This is a genomic window from Bacillus sp. TSO22, from assembly GCF_020223595.1.
Lineage (GTDB): Bacteria > Bacillota > Bacilli > Bacillales > Bacillaceae > Bacillus > Bacillus inaquosorum.
In genome coordinates, this window is record NZ_JAHAWO010000001.1 from 439,291 (window position 1) to 453,480 (window position 14,190).

Sequence of the window (14,190 nt, forward strand, 5' to 3'; positions counted from 1 at the left end):
AGCCTCCTATTGCTTAATGCGAATACCTGTAAATGGATGTTCGTCACGGTTGGCAGGGAAAGTAAAGTCTGTAATATTCTTTTGGTAGATCGCTGTCTTTTTTATATAAGAGATAGGCACGATGGCTCCCTGATCTTGAAGGGATGTTAAAATAGATGAGTAAAGATGTTGACGCTCTTTTTTATCAGTTGTTTTGGGAACTCTTGCCATCTGCTTCAATAGCTCATCCTTGTTTGGATATGCCGAAATCGCTTCATTAAATCCAAATCCTTTTGACGCGACAATGTTTACAAATGTATGCGGGTCATAAGGCGCGCCATAGTTGCTAAAGAAGTTCATATCAAATTCATTCGCTTTGAACCGTTTAACCTGAGTTGCCAATTCTACTCCTTCAAGATTCAACTTCACCCCAATCGCTGCCCACTCTGCTTGCAGCGTTTCTGCCATTGCTTTTTGAATGGATTCCGCTGAATCATACATTAAACTAAATTCAAGAGGCTTTCCGTCTTTCTCACGCACCGTCTTGCCATTAGGAAGCTTCCAACCTGCTGCATCTAATAACGCTGCCGCTTTTTCCGCATCATATTTCACTGGCTTTACATCAATATCAGACGTGTATGGGAAGGTTGTCGGCAAAATATAATCTGCTTTTTCTTCTAACCTGGAGGTAATGCCTTCCACCATGGCGTCTTTATTAAAACCATAGTGCAGGGCTTGGCGAACACGTTCATCAGAAAGCTGTTCTTTTTTCGTATTCATGACAAGCTGTCTCGTCGCCACCGGTTCGGAAAGGCTTGTTTCATATTGTCCTGTCGATTGCAGCTGCTTATATGCATCCAAACTGATGACGCCTTCACCGTAAATTAAGTCCAGTTCACCTTTTTCAAATGCGAGTACTCTTGTTTCTGCGTCTGGGATGACTTTCACCTTGATTTTCTCGACTTTAGGCTTTTCACCCCAATAATTTTCATTGCGTTTAAAAATCGCATATTCATCGGTTTTATGCTCTTCCAATACCCATGGACCCGTCCCAACCGGTTTTGCTACACCTTTTGATGTATCGCCATCTTTAGGGAATCCAGCCTCTCCTAAAAACCGAACAGGCCGTACAACTGCCAGCTCCTGAATGGTTGGATAATATGATTCAGTCAGTGTCAATTGAAATGTATGATCATCGATCACTTTTGTTTGAGCTATTTTTGTAATAAATCCTAACCAGCTATGTAACTCAGGATGTTTTAAAATGGAGTCAAAATTCTTTTTCGCGATTTTTGCATTAAATGTTGTCCCATCAGAAAATGTTACATTCTTACGCAAATGAAACGTATACACTTTGCCGTCATTAGATATATCCCAAGACTCAGCTAAATGCGGTTTAAGCTTTCCGCCCGCTTCATAAGAGACCAAAGGCTCATACACCATTGACTGTGTAAACAATTGGGAAGGATTATAGACATGTGGGTTTATTTCTCCTATATCTCTAGGCCAAGCAATTGTGACCATATTGTTAGGATCTTTTTTCTCTGTTTGTCCTGCATTTGTACATCCTGCTAATAAAATAGAAAAGATGAGCATCGATAAGAAAGTAAATTTAATTTTCAAACGAATCTTCCCGCTATGCATCTGTATTTCCTCCTAAGTGATGTTGATAATCATTTTCATTTTATGGAGGCAGCATACCCTTGTCAATGTAAGAATATAGGTATTGATTTTGAACCCGATGTTCTGCCGACGGCTGCGGGTAGTAATCGCAACAAAAACAAGTAATTGATTTCGAAAAGGGTAACAAGTAATCCTTCGAATGATTAAGATGTAACCGACTAAGCATCACTAATCCCCCATCGTTCTTGAAGAGGTTTAATTAAGACGTTCCGATAATGTTGTAGTTGACGGTAATCCAGCCAAAATTATAAAACAAATAACCAGATGAGCTAACTGTGAGATTTAGTTCCCTTTTTGGAATTTTGGTGTGATTTTAATACTTATTCAGAGTCCAAACCTGACTCATATAAAAATACACTTTTGTTCCATTTTCATATAAAAAATTATATAACGTGTAAAACTGTCGAGCTTAAAGGAATTCTCACACATGACGGGCATTCTTATAAAGCGAAAAGTATAGAACATTGTAAAGAACTTTAAAGGCATTTACCAACAACCAACAAGCAGCTCAACCCGTTCGATAACAGCGGTACACTTGCAGAAGGCATTGCGATTGCCAAACGAATTAAAAGTGCTGAAAAAATAACAAACACTTGCCCCTATACTTGCTATAGGGTTTATAATTTGTGCATCATACTTATGAATATTTGAAAGGAAGGTGTATAAGATGACAAATAAAGAAGATAAGACGCTTCGATTACTCATGCCGCAATGGCAAGGCGGCAACAACCCTCCGTACGTACTCGGAGCACACTTATTAAACTGGCTTGCTCCTAAAACGAAAGGTCCATTTGAAGAAGTACCTGTCGATTTAGATGTGAGCCTTGAAAAAGAGCAGGGGATTGTTGGCAGGAGTGTTTTATTAAAGCAAGCTCGATCTGCCAAAAGCTTAATTCAAAAGCACAGGCCTGATCGTGTTATCGTTCTTGGCGGCGATTGCGGTGTAGAACTTGCTCCTTTTGCATACTTAAACGAAAAATACGATGGAGATACTGCTTTGTTATGGGTCGATTTACACCCTGATGTGTCCATTCCTGAGGATTGGCCAAACCACCATGCTCATGTACTTGCTAATTTAATGGGTATCGGTGATAAGGAATTCGTCGCTGAGGTACCTCGTCCATTTAAACCGGAACAGGTATTGTTTGTCGGGTTGAACGATATGATGGAAGCACTTCACTCTAAACCGTTGCAGAATATGAAATTCGATATTGCAACCCCAGATGATATTGAAGAAGACAGTTCCAAGGTACTTCAGTGGCTGGATTCACGCAAACTTTCTAAGGTTATCGTTCATTTTGATTTAGATGTACTGGACCTAAGGGAATACCGTTCTCTCTTAATTGCGAATCCTGATACTTACGATGAAATGGTTGGAAAAGCTCCAAAAGCATCCAGCATCAAAACAATTATACGGGTGCTTCAAGATGTAGCCAAAGCCCATGATGTTGCAGGATTAGGGATTACAGAACATTTTCCATGGGATGCGTATAACTTACAAAATATGTTGCAGCGACTTCCATTACTGGGGGATATCAATAAAAAGGATAAAGCCCCATTTAACTGGATCTTTTAAACATGATGAAAAAAACAACCTAGAATACTTAGAACCAACTAATTTCTACATGATCGTCAAGTGAAACGGGATTTTAAGTTTTCCGTTTCGCCGTTAATAAAGGGAAAAGGCTTTACCTGCCCAAAACGAGAATGATTTACATGACGCAGAAGGTTGTTGTTTACTTAAATATCTGTTCGTTGTGTCATTAATGGACGTAATGAATGAGAGAAGAAGTTATTTAACAGTTCACTGCTGTTAATAAAAGCCTAATTAAAGCACACCAGCTCTTGAAGTGACAAATTAGCTCAAAAGTATGGTGAAGGAAGATAGACTCCAGAACAATGAAGTTAATCATATTAGAGCTGTACGTGCTGCTTTAGCTTTTGATAGCGTTTACATTGAAACGCGTTTATCGTATCTCAAATTCTAATAAAAATGAAAACAAAAGGAGCGATGAATATGAGAGCACCGATAGATGAACCAATTTGGTACGCCTACCCTGGAATGGTAGCTGTAGTTACGGCTCAATATGAAGGTGAAAAAAACGCAATGGCTTCCGGTTGGCATACGTATATCGGATCTTCTCCTGGAATGTATGGGATATCAGTAAACAAAGAGACATATACTTACAAAATGATTGAGAAAAGTGGTGTTTTCGGTGTGAATTTCCTTCCAGGGAGATGTTCGGAATTCATCCAAGCATTAGGCACCCACAGTGGCAGAGATATAAATAAGTTTGAAGAATTTAATATTCAATACGAAGAAGGGCTAAAAGCTGAGATACCGATTTTAACTGATGCGTATTTTGCTTATGAGTGTAAAGTACACAGTATATCCACTTTGGGCGATCAAGAGTGGATTGTGGGAGAAGTTTTACAGAGATATCAAGATAAAGAGCTTTTCTTAAAAAATGGAATGCCAAATTTAGAAAAATTGGATATTCCGCTTCATATTGGAAAGTCTAGCTACCGAATATTAAATAGTAAAGCAGAGGAACGTCAACACGACTTTTATCCCAAAACTGATTGAAACATTCAGGTTCCTCCACATTCATTGTTACGTGGCATACATGCTCATAAAACCACTATGCCTTGGGGTGCAGTGGATTCCGCTGGAAATCCATTGACTTAAACTAAGCAAAAAGAAACCTTAAACCGCAAAGCTTCTTCAAGAAAGCTTTGCGGTTTATATTTCTAAGCCCCGATTCATCTCACTCTGAAAAGGTATTTCAACTTTCTCTTTCATCAACAAAGTCCATAAAGAACATTCCCTCACAAAATGAAAAGAAGGATCATGTAATGCGTTATTTCTCTTATCTATTAGCGTTTCTAGCAGGAACAGCTCTTAGCTTTGAAGGAGGCATATATTCCGAAAAACAATAGGGAAATTGGAAACTAGTTTTTACAACTTCTCTATGGAGTCCGAAAAAAGAGGGGAGAGATCCAGTATTTGATCCGGAAAAACTCGGGATAAAGAATGTACATTTTTGGGAGAAAGAGTATCAAGTAATAGAAAACGATGAAGAAGGAAGTAAGGTCAAGGAAATGCTTTAATATTCTAGGTGAACGAACGACATCGTTGGAATATTCTGGTTAGCTAAAGAACCAAGGGTTTTTAGCCATTGGTTCTTTTACTATTAGATGTTATTAATATGAGGACCAACAGATTATGGTTTTATTTCATAGTATCGTTCGACAAATTCCGTGAATTGTAGACAACTTCCCGATTATTTGGATAATTATCTGGATAGGAGGGGAAAAGTTGTCATATTTCATTATACTTATATTTGTTGCATTAATCGGAGCATTGGTAACAGCAGCAGTCGGTGTCATATCTTTAAAAGTGGAGATGATCTCTCCGAAAACTCCAATAGAGTCTAAAGAGGAAGAACAGAAAAGCTTTTATACGCTGAAATAAAGTAGAGAAAGAGCATCTCCTACGGGGTGCTTTTTAATACAGAGGAGTTGGGAAAACTGAATCAAACGAATTTACTTTTAAGATTCGCCCTTGAAACCGCTGCACTCATTTCCATAGGTGTGTTTGCATGGACCCACTTTAATGGTTTTTTTAAATATGTTCTAACATTAGTTTTACCGATTGCAGTTATGATCTGGTCCGTGTTTGCAGTGCCTAATGATCCTAGTCGAAGTGGACAAACTGTGATAGCTGTAAACGGGGTAACAAGATTAGTTATTGAATTATTGATCTTTGCAATGGCTGTTGCAGCGCTTTATTTTAGTCATGTAAAAGCGGTTGGTATTATGTTTTTATGTCTAATATTGCTACACTACATAATTTCAGCTGATCGTATAAAATGGCTTCTAAATCAATAGTAAATTAGCAAACACAGTGGACGATTTTTAAAAACATATAGCTCAATATACAGTAATTTCCTTGGTTCAGAAACTTTGCAGGGTGAGTTAGACACATAACAAAACAGACGCCATAAAGATTTCTTATGGCGTCTGATGGATATGGGGTAAGGTGAGTTCTTAACAGCTACCGAAGAAAGATGTCCCAACGATAATTAATAGGATGAATAGCACCACAATTAATGGAAATGACCGCATAACATCACCTTCCTTAAAAGAGGATAGTACATGATATGCTGATCGAGCTCATTCGATAGTGATGATAGTTTATTTGATTATTAAAATGAGTTTTTAGTCTAATCTGTACTACTAACTGATCATTGCATCATACGTATCTTTTTGAATTTGTTCCTTTTCAAAATGATGTGTTGTTTCCGACCAATCTCTTGTTAATCTTCCTGATGCAAGTGGGCTATATGAGGTCACCCCGATTTAGTAATGGAGATGAAGGAAGCATGTTCATCATAAACGCAGATGAAAAAAATGAGTAGATATGAATGAAATTAAAGCCGACTGGCTTTCTTCCTTTTCTCCTTCTCTGCCCGATAAAACTTATGAAACATCTTCATCAGCGCCCGCTTTTCAATCCGCGATACATAGTTGCACGAAATACTGAGTTCTTTGGCAATCTCCCGCTACGTTTTTTCCTTCTTTAAATCAAGTCCAAACCGCCCGACAATCCTATGATAGAGTATTATCATTGTATTATAAACAGCACCTTCTTATAATTGAGTGAAAAAGGATGCGTATCATGCCGATTAATTCTTTTGAAAACTATCCGATGAGCTGGAAGCCATCGATTGATAAAACGGAAAAGCCTATCTATAAAGCACTTGCAGGGCAATTGGAACAGGATATCGTAAACGGAGTTTTATTACCTGGAACAAAACTTCCTCCACAGAGAGAACTGGCTGATTATTTGGATTTAAACGTAAGTACCATTTCAAAAGCGTTTAAAGTTTGCGAGTTAAAGGGCTTGCTAAGTGCATCTGTAGGAAGCGGCACATTTGTATCATACGATGCGTTATCAAATGCGTATTTACTTGAGGATACAAAGCCGAAACATTTAATTGAAATGGGAGCTACACTGCCTGATAATGCTTCTTACGAGCCCCTGTTACTTCAACTAAAAAACATGCTGCAAGATGAAGATTACGGAAAATGGTTTGGTTATGGTCGGGCAGGCGAAAGCCTTTGGCAAAAGGATGCAGCTGTAAAGCTAATCCGAAGAGGCGGATTTGAAACAGCCGTTGATCACATTTTATTTGCAAATGGGGGGCAAAATGCGATTGCTGCTGCATTGGCTAGTCTTTGTAAGCCTGGAGATCGCATTGGTGTTGACCATCATACGTACCCTGGATTAAAAACTGTTGCATCAATGCTTAGTGTGCAAATCGTACCGATAAAATCAGAGAACTATGAAATGAGTCCGGAGTCACTTGAATATGCGTGTAAAAATGAAAATATTAAAGGCATTTATTTGATCCCAGATTATCATAATCCGACAGCTTCCTTTATGTCTGTTGAGAAACGAAGAATGATTGCAGAAATTGCAAAGAAATATAATCTGTTTGTTATTGAAGATGCATCGTACCATCTTCTCAACAAAAATCCACTTCCAGCACTTGCATCATTCGCGCCGGAACAGGTTATCCATATTGCAAGCTTATCAAAATCGTTAGCACCAGGGCTGCGACTGGCCTATGTAGCAGTGCCGAGTCAATTTAAGGAGCAAATGTCAAAGGCGCTCTATAATTTAAATATAACCGTTTCCCCGCTATTAGCTGAACTTACTGCACGCACGATTGTATCAAATCAATTTGAAGTCTTAATTGAGGGGCATCGGGAACAAACCATTCGCAGAAACCAAATCGTCAACCGATATTTTGCGGACTATACATGTTTAGGTGTGGAAACAGGCATTTTTCGTTGGTTGTTGTTGCCGGGTAAAATGACTGGTGCTGCATTTGAAGAATTAGCTGCACAGCATGGAGTGCAAGTGTATGCGGCTGAACGCTTTGTAGTGGGAAATAGTTGTCCGGAAAGGGCTGTAAGGGTTTCTGTATGTGCACCAAAAACAATCGAAGAGCTTGAGCAAGGATTAATGATCCTTAAACGTTTGATAAACGGTATTACCTAATATTGTTCGCCATACAATTATTATATTGTATGGCTTTTTTGTGCGTGTTATGATGATCCACATCTAGAGGGAGGTTTATATAATTAGGCTTTACGAAAGGCAGGTCAGAGTATGTTAAAAACAACAGACGTTCAAACAGCTTCATTACAAAGTTACATCAGTTCTCCAGATAAACAAAAAGCATTATACAAGCGTACATTATTCGTTGTAAGTATTTCACAAATTTTTGGTGGTGCAGGGCTTGCGGCAGGAGTTACTGTCGGAGCGCTTATAGCACAGCAAATGCTTGGTACAGATGCGTTTGCTGGTCTGCCTTCTGCTTTATTTACTTTAGGATCAGCAGGATCTGCATTATTTGTTGGGAGACTATCTCAACGCTATGGCCGCCGTACAGGTCTTTCAGCTGGCTTTGTGATTGGCGGACTTGGAGCAATAGGAGTCATCATTGCAGCCATCATAAATAGTATTTTCTTGTTATTTACTTCATTGCTTATTTACGGTGCTGGAACAGCGACAAATTTACAAGCTCGTTATGCAGGTACAGACTTAGCAAATAATAAACAGCGGGCGACTGCTGTTAGTATTACGATGGTTTTTACAACATTTGGCGCAGTTGCGGGTCCAAGTTTAGTGAATGTCATGGGGAATTTTGCTCTTTCTATTGGTATTCCATCACTTGCTGGCCCTTTCATTTTAGCAGCAGCAGCATATATCTTAGCTGGTGTTGTCCTTTTCATCATGCTTCGTCCAGATCCATTAGTGATAGCAAGAACAATCGAAGCGACCAACCCAGAACCTAGTGATAAAGGACATTTGGAAACAACCGAGCACACAGAAAACAAAAGAGGCATAATTGTTGGTGCTGCGATTATGGTTCTTACCCAAATTGTAATGGTGGCTATTATGACAATGACACCAGTCCATATGAGTCATCATGGACATGGCTTGGGTGCAGTCGGTCTTGTCATTGGTTTTCATATAGGTGCCATGTATCTCCCTTCACTGGTTACTGGTGTTCTTGTTGATAAGCTGGGACGTACTGCAATGGCGATTGCTTCTGGAACGACGTTGCTTCTGGCAGGCTTAATGGCAGCATTTGCACCAGGAGATTCTATGGTTCTTCTCGTCATTGCTCTTTCTTTACTTGGATTAGGATGGAATTTTGGTTTGATAAGTGGGACTGCACTTATTGTTGATTCAACTGAAACGGCCACACGTGCTAAAACTCAAGGTACAGTGGATGTTCTGATTGCGTTGTCAGGAGCTGCTGGCGGTGCATTGTCTGGAATGATTGTGGCAGGTTCAAGTTTCCTAGCATTATCATTTACTGGAGGGATTTTAGCCTTATTGCTCATTCCAGTGGTGGTATGGTCTCGTGGAGGTAAAAAATAAGCCCAAATTGTTTTGTGAACAGTAAAATTGTGGAACTGGTTGGCTGCGATAGTTGTTTAGGAATGGGGATTACATATTAGTCTTCTTAAATATGTAATCTCCTGTATAAGAAATAGAGAAAGCCAGAATACTAAATCTTTTTTTATTAATTTGCTTAATTTTGAAATGGCTTTATGGAAACCATCTAAGAACCTATAGTTCTTTTACCATTACCTTCTCGCCGTTAAAATCGAGTTCACCATTAAAGTGAAAACCAAACCTCTGATAAAGGCATAGAGCATGAATATTATTTTCAAATATACTTAAATAAATTCTCCTACATTTATATAGCTCAGCAAGGTGCTGAATAAGAGCTTTAAGCATTTTCTTTCCTAATCCCTTTCCCTGATAGTGTTCGTCAATAAAGAATCGATCAAGCCAGACTCTCCCATTCTCATTGTCTTCATCATACTCAGGAAACAATCCATACATTGCAAAACCGACTAGATCTCCTTCATAGTAAAGTCCGACAGGTTTATAATAGTGACATTCTTTTGCATCCTCTAAACATACTTTTGTTGATTCAATATATGATGCTTGATTCTCGCTGACATGCAAAGCAAGAATAGCGGCACGATTAACATCAGTTACTGCTTTTATTTCGATACTCATACTACACTCTCCTTATTTTTCTTATTCTGCAAAGGATAATATACATTCACGGGTTTATATGCATGTTGGAGTGAGTATGGAGACTTTCAGCGATTAATCCACTGGGTAGTCACCATGTTTGTAAAAATAGATGCGATGTTTAAAAATTAATTCGTGACTTTTATAAGAATGTCGTGATGCCATTTTTCCTTAGATAATTTTTGTTAAAGTATGTTCTTTTTAACTAAACGGGGCACTATAATTGAATTATAGGTTCATAGAAAAACAAAAAATTTATAAGGAGGGTTTTTGTGTTTCAAACCTTAGACCATTTTTTAAAATCTTGGGAGTTCGAAGCCGATGCTACACAAAAACTACTAAATAGTCTAACTGATGAATCGCTTAAACAAGAAATAACTTCACAAAATTGGACTTTAGGCCGTATAGCTTGGCATACTGTTGCTGCTATTCGCATCATTACCTCAAACACAAACTTAACGTTTCACGCTCCAGCTGAAGATTATCCTGTTCCTTCTTCAGCTCAGTTTATAGCTGACAGCTATCATCAAGCAAGTAATGCATTTGTACAGGCGTTAAAAGACCAGTGGACTGACCATACACTTCAAGAACGTATCAACTTTATTGGTCAACAATTGCCAAATGGTTCACTTTTGATGTTTTTAATTCAACATCAAAATCACCACCGAGGACAAATGACTGTTCTTATGAGACAAGCAGGTTTAACTGTTCCAGGTATTTATGGTCCAGCAAAAGAGGAATGGACAAAATTCGGTTTGGAAGCCCCGAAAATGTAATCAAACTTTTTTATAAAGAAGTTAAGCCATTACAACATGTTCTTTCCTTTTGTTCGTTTATTACTGTTATTAACATCATTTTGATTAATTTTTATTCGAAATACTTCAAATTCTTGAAATAACAGGCTTTTGTAACTGGAAATATACCTCAACTTTAAAGAGACTCGAACTAACAAAGAAGATACAAAACGATACTTTGTATCTTCTTTGTTTTTTCTTTAGAGTTATATACCCTTATATGGTATCCATGACATCGCACCAATTTCAAGTAAGAAGTAGTTAACTAGGGGTTTCAGGGATAGAAAAAGAACAAAGTTTCCTTAAGAATTAACGAGGCAAGATTATCAATATGAAGATAACTAGAGAAAAATTAGAAAAACAACAAATTTGGATATATGGTATATCTCTTATTTTCGTAGGAGATACCAGGAGTAGCATCAGCCATTTTAGTTAGACCAATGTTAGTTCCCATCGCCATCATTGCAGCGGGGTTTTGGTACTTAAAATGGATGAGTTTTTAGGGCTTTTGTTTAAAATAACCAAGTACCATAAACAGTCGTTTTTAGAACTTGCTAATTGAATGTATCTTATTGAAAAATTACAGTTGACCATAAAACCAATATCCGATATATTGGTTTTATGAAAAAAGATATTATTAAACCCATTAAACGTACGTCATTAAGAGATGAAGTATATCTAACTTTGAAAAAAGCAATTGTTACATTAGAGCTGCAACCGGAGCAACGCTTAAATGACAAAGAGTTAGCAGAAGAATTCGGAATTAGCCGTACTCCGGTTAGAGAGGCTCTAAAACGTCTTGAAGATGAAGGACTGGTTGAATCTATTCCTGGTTCAGTGACTCGCGTTGCACCATTAAATCCTGAGGAGGCAAAACACGCATTTACTGTGGTAGCAGCTTTACATTCATTAGCAGCTCGTTTAGCAGTACCATTACTCAAAGAGGCAGATATTCAAGAATTAGAGTTCAGTAATAAAGCCTTACTACTATCTATTGAGAAAAAAGATATTATAAAAGCAATTGAAGCCGATGAGTTATTCCACAATGTTTTTCTAGATGTGGCGGGAAATCCTGAAATCATTCGCGCGCTAGAACGAAGTATATCTAAGATTCAACGCCTTGAAATTTCTCAGTTCACTTCTATAAATGGTTTGAAATCAGTAGAACAACATCAGCACATTATAGAAGCATGCAAAAATAAAGATAAAGAAACAACAGCACATCTTGTAGAACAAAACTGGTTAAGTCTGGGTGAATTACTGACTTATGAGACAGATTGAGGTGAGAAATTTGCGCCCTATTTTTTTAGGTATATGTGCTGCTTTCTTTTTTGCTTTCACATTTATATTGAATCGAGCAATGGAATTATCAGGTGGTAGCTGGATATGGAGTGCCTCATTACGATTTGTTTTCATGCTTCCATTTCTTTTACTTCTTGTTATGAGTAGGAAAAAATTAAAAGTATTATTACAAGTTATGAGAGAGAATTTAAGAGCATGGTTTTTATGGAGTTTCGTAGGTTTTGGTCTATTTTACGCTCCATTATGCTTTGCCGCTGTACATGCACCAGGATGGATAATTGCTGGGACATGGCAAATTACTATTATATCAGGATCTTTGTTAGCTCCTCTTTTTATTCAAACCATTGAAACACCAGATGGAATTCTTAAGAAAAGAGGAAAAATCCCAATGAAAGGTATGGGGATGTCATTAATTATTCTTCTTGGTATTTTCTTTATGCAAATGGAACAAGCAAAATCGCTTGCTGTAAAAGATATTTTGTTAGGTATTATCCCTGTTATTGTAGCATCTTTCGCTTACCCGCTCGGGAATCGTAAGATGATGGAGGTTTGTGGAAATCGTCTAGATGCTTATCAACGTGTCCTTGGAATGACATTAGCTAGCTTACCATTTTGGTTTTTACTATCCCTGTATGGTCTTTTTACAGAAGGATTGCCTAGTAAAGAGCAAACTATGCAATCTATTTTAGTTGCTATTTGTTCGGGTGTAATTGCAACTATCTTATTTTTTAAAGCGACTGATATGGTTAAAGGAGATATGCAGAAACTTGCAACTGTTGAAGCAACACAATCCATGGAGGTACTTTTTGCTGTTATCGGAGAACTAATTTTATTACATTCTTCATTTCCTTCTATTTTATCTTGGTGTGGTATGTTTGTAATAATGCTAGGAATGATAGCACATAGTTATGTTTCCCATAAAGGTGAAACGGCGCATAACCCAAATATTAGTGCTTAATTGATATTTTAAAATGTATAGTATGAACCCTTTTCTAGTTAGTATAGGTAATTTTATTACTTTTTGAAAAATGTAGCACTCTAAGTTTTATGTCAAAATTTAATAACTAAGTAAAAGGATACGAACAAAAACCGATGTCCCGCACATATAGGAACATCGGTTTTTTCTTTATGAAATGAAATTTTGCTTTAGCGTACGAAATTCGCGTTTTGTTGGTGCTTCCCCATTGACATCCAATTCAAAAACGAAATTACATTACAGCAATGGGGAACAAATCATTCTATGCCGAGATCCTCTTGGACTATCAGGTATGTGTAGCTATACGAACTTGACACCAATGGCTAGTTGAACAGCTTATTAAAAAATTAGAAGGGAGCACCTTAAACAAGGACTTTATTTCAAATCGTAAAATAACCTTATCAATTAATTCCCATATGAATTTTTTTGTATGAGAATGGTGTCATATTCATAGCTTGTTGAAATTTACTTATGAAATAACTGGTACTGTTAAATCCAACTTGATAAGACACTTCTGTAACATTGGTTTCCGGGTGTTGCAGTAACAATAAGCTTTTTTGGATTCTATAATCCAGTACATAACGTAACGGCGTCTTATTCAGCATTCGTTTAAAATAACGGCAGCACTCAGATCGGCTCAATTGGCCAGCTTTTGCAATGTCCTCTAATGTAATTTTTTCAGCATAATGGAGATGTATCCAGTTTAACATTTGTTTCATTCGATGACTTTTTATCATTTCAAATTGATCATACTCTAATTGAAAACCATTAAAAATCAAATTTTTCCACATCAAAGTTAATTGCATGGTAATGTCAATTTCATAAAGCGATTTCTTTTGTTGAACCAATTGATTTATTGTTTTTACAGCTTTTAGAATGTTTTTTGCCCAATGCTGATTTCCATCCAAAAATAAATAGGATAAATTGGTTGAAAAAATATAGGGCTGAACATAGCTTGAAAACAGTTCTTGAGATAACACGAAATGGGGTGAAACATTTAAGCAAATATACGTACAATCTGAGCCATCCTTTTCTTCTGCCATGTGCAGGCAGCCACTATTGATAAATAATCCATCCCCTTCTGGAACCACTATTTTTTCTTCATTTATTTGAAAGACAGCTTCCCCTTTTCGTATCAAAACAAATTGAATTTCATCATGCCAATGAAGCGGAATATAGCCATTTATATTTTGATTGATTCTTGTCTCGTAACATGCAACTGGTAATTCTACCGTTCGGTGCTCTGTTAATTCTTTTAAGTTTTGATCAATCATAAAACTTTTCATTTGGGCATTCTCACCTCAATATATTTATATTTTTTCATT

At 37.3% G+C, this 14,190-nt stretch carries 13 protein-coding genes and 2 pseudogenes; 9 read left to right on the plus strand and 6 right to left on the minus strand.

What is annotated here, in order from left to right; all coding sequences use genetic code 11:
* Positions 1 to 6: 6 nt before the first annotated feature.
* Positions 7 to 1,623 carry a nickel ABC transporter substrate-binding protein gene (gene nikA / locus KHQ79_RS02290; RefSeq protein ID WP_225514141.1) on the minus strand — a complete coding sequence of 539 codons (1,617 nt, stop codon included), beginning with the start codon at positions 1,621 to 1,623 and terminating at the stop codon, positions 7 to 9.
* 706 nt (positions 1,624 to 2,329) lie between these two features.
* On the opposite strand from nikA, the gene KHQ79_RS02295 reads away from it, so the two are divergent.
* The 4 genes from KHQ79_RS02295 (at position 2,330) to KHQ79_RS02310 (ending at position 5,553) form a co-directional block, all read left to right on the plus strand.
* A complete protein-coding gene (locus tag KHQ79_RS02295; RefSeq protein ID WP_225514142.1) occupies positions 2,330 to 3,238 on the plus strand; it encodes an arginase family protein in 909 nt (302 codons plus the stop codon).
* Positions 3,239 to 3,679: 441 nt separating this feature from the next.
* The gene (locus KHQ79_RS02300) at positions 3,680 to 4,249 is read left to right on the plus strand and encodes a flavin reductase family protein (RefSeq protein ID WP_225514143.1); all 570 of its coding nucleotides are present in this window, start codon (positions 3,680 to 3,682) and stop codon (positions 4,247 to 4,249) included.
* A gap of 732 nt (positions 4,250 to 4,981) precedes the next feature.
* On the plus strand, positions 4,982 to 5,137 hold the full coding sequence (locus tag KHQ79_RS02305; protein WP_019258976.1) for a hypothetical protein: 156 nt from the start codon (positions 4,982 to 4,984) through the stop codon (positions 5,135 to 5,137).
* A gap of 47 nt (positions 5,138 to 5,184) precedes the next feature.
* On the plus strand, positions 5,185 to 5,553 hold the full coding sequence (locus KHQ79_RS02310) for a DUF2568 domain-containing protein (protein ID WP_225514144.1): 369 nt from the start codon (positions 5,185 to 5,187) through the stop codon (positions 5,551 to 5,553).
* A gap of 159 nt (positions 5,554 to 5,712) precedes the next feature.
* On the opposite strand, the gene KHQ79_RS02315 is transcribed toward KHQ79_RS02310, so the two are convergent.
* The 3 genes and pseudogenes from KHQ79_RS02315 to KHQ79_RS22210 form a co-directional block, all read right to left on the minus strand.
* Positions 5,713 to 5,790, minus strand: coding sequence for a YjcZ family sporulation protein (locus tag KHQ79_RS02315; RefSeq protein WP_080010850.1), 78 nt, complete (start codon positions 5,788 to 5,790; stop codon positions 5,713 to 5,715).
* A gap of 123 nt (positions 5,791 to 5,913) precedes the next feature.
* Positions 5,914 to 6,024, minus strand: a pseudogene (locus tag KHQ79_RS02320) (aldo/keto reductase); the annotation flags it as partial.
* Positions 6,025 to 6,095: 71 nt separating this feature from the next.
* Positions 6,096 to 6,272: pseudogene (locus KHQ79_RS22210) on the minus strand (sigma factor-like helix-turn-helix DNA-binding protein); the annotation flags it as partial.
* A gap of 71 nt (positions 6,273 to 6,343) precedes the next feature.
* On the opposite strand from KHQ79_RS22210, the gene KHQ79_RS02325 reads away from it, so the two are divergent.
* Both KHQ79_RS02325 and KHQ79_RS02330 read left to right on the plus strand, forming a co-directional pair.
* Complete coding sequence (locus tag KHQ79_RS02325) at positions 6,344 to 7,732, plus strand: aminotransferase-like domain-containing protein (RefSeq protein ID WP_225514145.1); 1,389 nt, start codon at positions 6,344 to 6,346, stop codon at positions 7,730 to 7,732.
* Between the two features lie 111 nt (positions 7,733 to 7,843).
* Positions 7,844 to 9,124, plus strand: a complete 1,281-nt coding sequence (locus KHQ79_RS02330) for an MFS transporter (RefSeq protein ID WP_225514146.1) — start codon at positions 7,844 to 7,846, stop codon at positions 9,122 to 9,124.
* Between the two features lie 192 nt (positions 9,125 to 9,316).
* Here KHQ79_RS02330 and bltD read toward each other — a convergent pair whose 3' ends face one another.
* Entirely contained in the window at positions 9,317 to 9,775 is a 459-nt protein-coding gene (gene bltD / locus KHQ79_RS02335) for a spermine/spermidine acetyltransferase (RefSeq protein ID WP_225514147.1), read from the minus strand.
* 290 nt (positions 9,776 to 10,065) lie between these two features.
* Between bltD and KHQ79_RS02340 the strand changes: the two genes are divergently transcribed.
* From KHQ79_RS02340 to KHQ79_RS02350, 3 genes are all read left to right on the plus strand, one after another.
* Positions 10,066 to 10,569, plus strand: a complete 504-nt coding sequence (locus KHQ79_RS02340; RefSeq protein ID WP_003237230.1) for a DinB family protein — start codon at positions 10,066 to 10,068, stop codon at positions 10,567 to 10,569.
* Positions 10,570 to 11,208: 639 nt separating this feature from the next.
* Complete coding sequence (locus KHQ79_RS02345; protein WP_060399092.1) at positions 11,209 to 11,868, plus strand: GntR family transcriptional regulator; 660 nt, start codon at positions 11,209 to 11,211, stop codon at positions 11,866 to 11,868.
* Positions 11,855 to 12,847: a DMT family transporter gene (locus KHQ79_RS02350; RefSeq protein WP_029878411.1), complete on the plus strand. Its 993-nt coding sequence runs from the start codon at positions 11,855 to 11,857 to the stop codon at positions 12,845 to 12,847. Before KHQ79_RS02345 ends, KHQ79_RS02350 begins: the two co-directional genes overlap by 14 nt.
* Before the next feature lie 419 nt (positions 12,848 to 13,266).
* On the opposite strand, the gene KHQ79_RS02355 is transcribed toward KHQ79_RS02350, so the two are convergent.
* A complete protein-coding gene (locus KHQ79_RS02355; RefSeq protein ID WP_225514148.1) occupies positions 13,267 to 14,151 on the minus strand; it encodes an AraC family transcriptional regulator in 885 nt (294 codons plus the stop codon).
* Between the last annotated feature and the right edge of the window lie 39 nt (positions 14,152 to 14,190).

Bases quoted from the DNA above. Each gene is read 5' to 3' on its own strand.
- bltD (WP_225514147.1), bottom strand. From the start codon at position 9,775: ATGAGTATCGAAATAAAAGCAGTAACTGATGTTAATCGTGCCGCTATT.
- KHQ79_RS02300 (WP_225514143.1), top strand. From the start codon at position 3,680: ATGAGAGCACCGATAGATGAACCAATTTGGTACGCCTACCCTGGAATG.
- KHQ79_RS02355 (WP_225514148.1), bottom strand. From the start codon at position 14,151: ATGAAAAGTTTTATGATTGATCAAAACTTAAAAGAATTAACAGAGCAC.
- nikA (WP_225514141.1), bottom strand. From the start codon at position 1,623: ATGCATAGCGGGAAGATTCGTTTGAAAATTAAATTTACTTTCTTATCG.
- KHQ79_RS02350 (WP_029878411.1), top strand. From the start codon at position 11,855: ATGAGACAGATTGAGGTGAGAAATTTGCGCCCTATTTTTTTAGGTATA.
- KHQ79_RS02330 (WP_225514146.1), top strand. From the start codon at position 7,844: ATGTTAAAAACAACAGACGTTCAAACAGCTTCATTACAAAGTTACATC.
- KHQ79_RS02295 (WP_225514142.1), top strand. From the start codon at position 2,330: ATGACAAATAAAGAAGATAAGACGCTTCGATTACTCATGCCGCAATGG.
- KHQ79_RS02325 (WP_225514145.1), top strand. From the start codon at position 6,344: ATGCCGATTAATTCTTTTGAAAACTATCCGATGAGCTGGAAGCCATCG.
- KHQ79_RS02345 (WP_060399092.1), top strand. From the start codon at position 11,209: ATGAAAAAAGATATTATTAAACCCATTAAACGTACGTCATTAAGAGAT.
- KHQ79_RS02315 (WP_080010850.1), bottom strand. From the start codon at position 5,790: ATGCGGTCATTTCCATTAATTGTGGTGCTATTCATCCTATTAATTATC.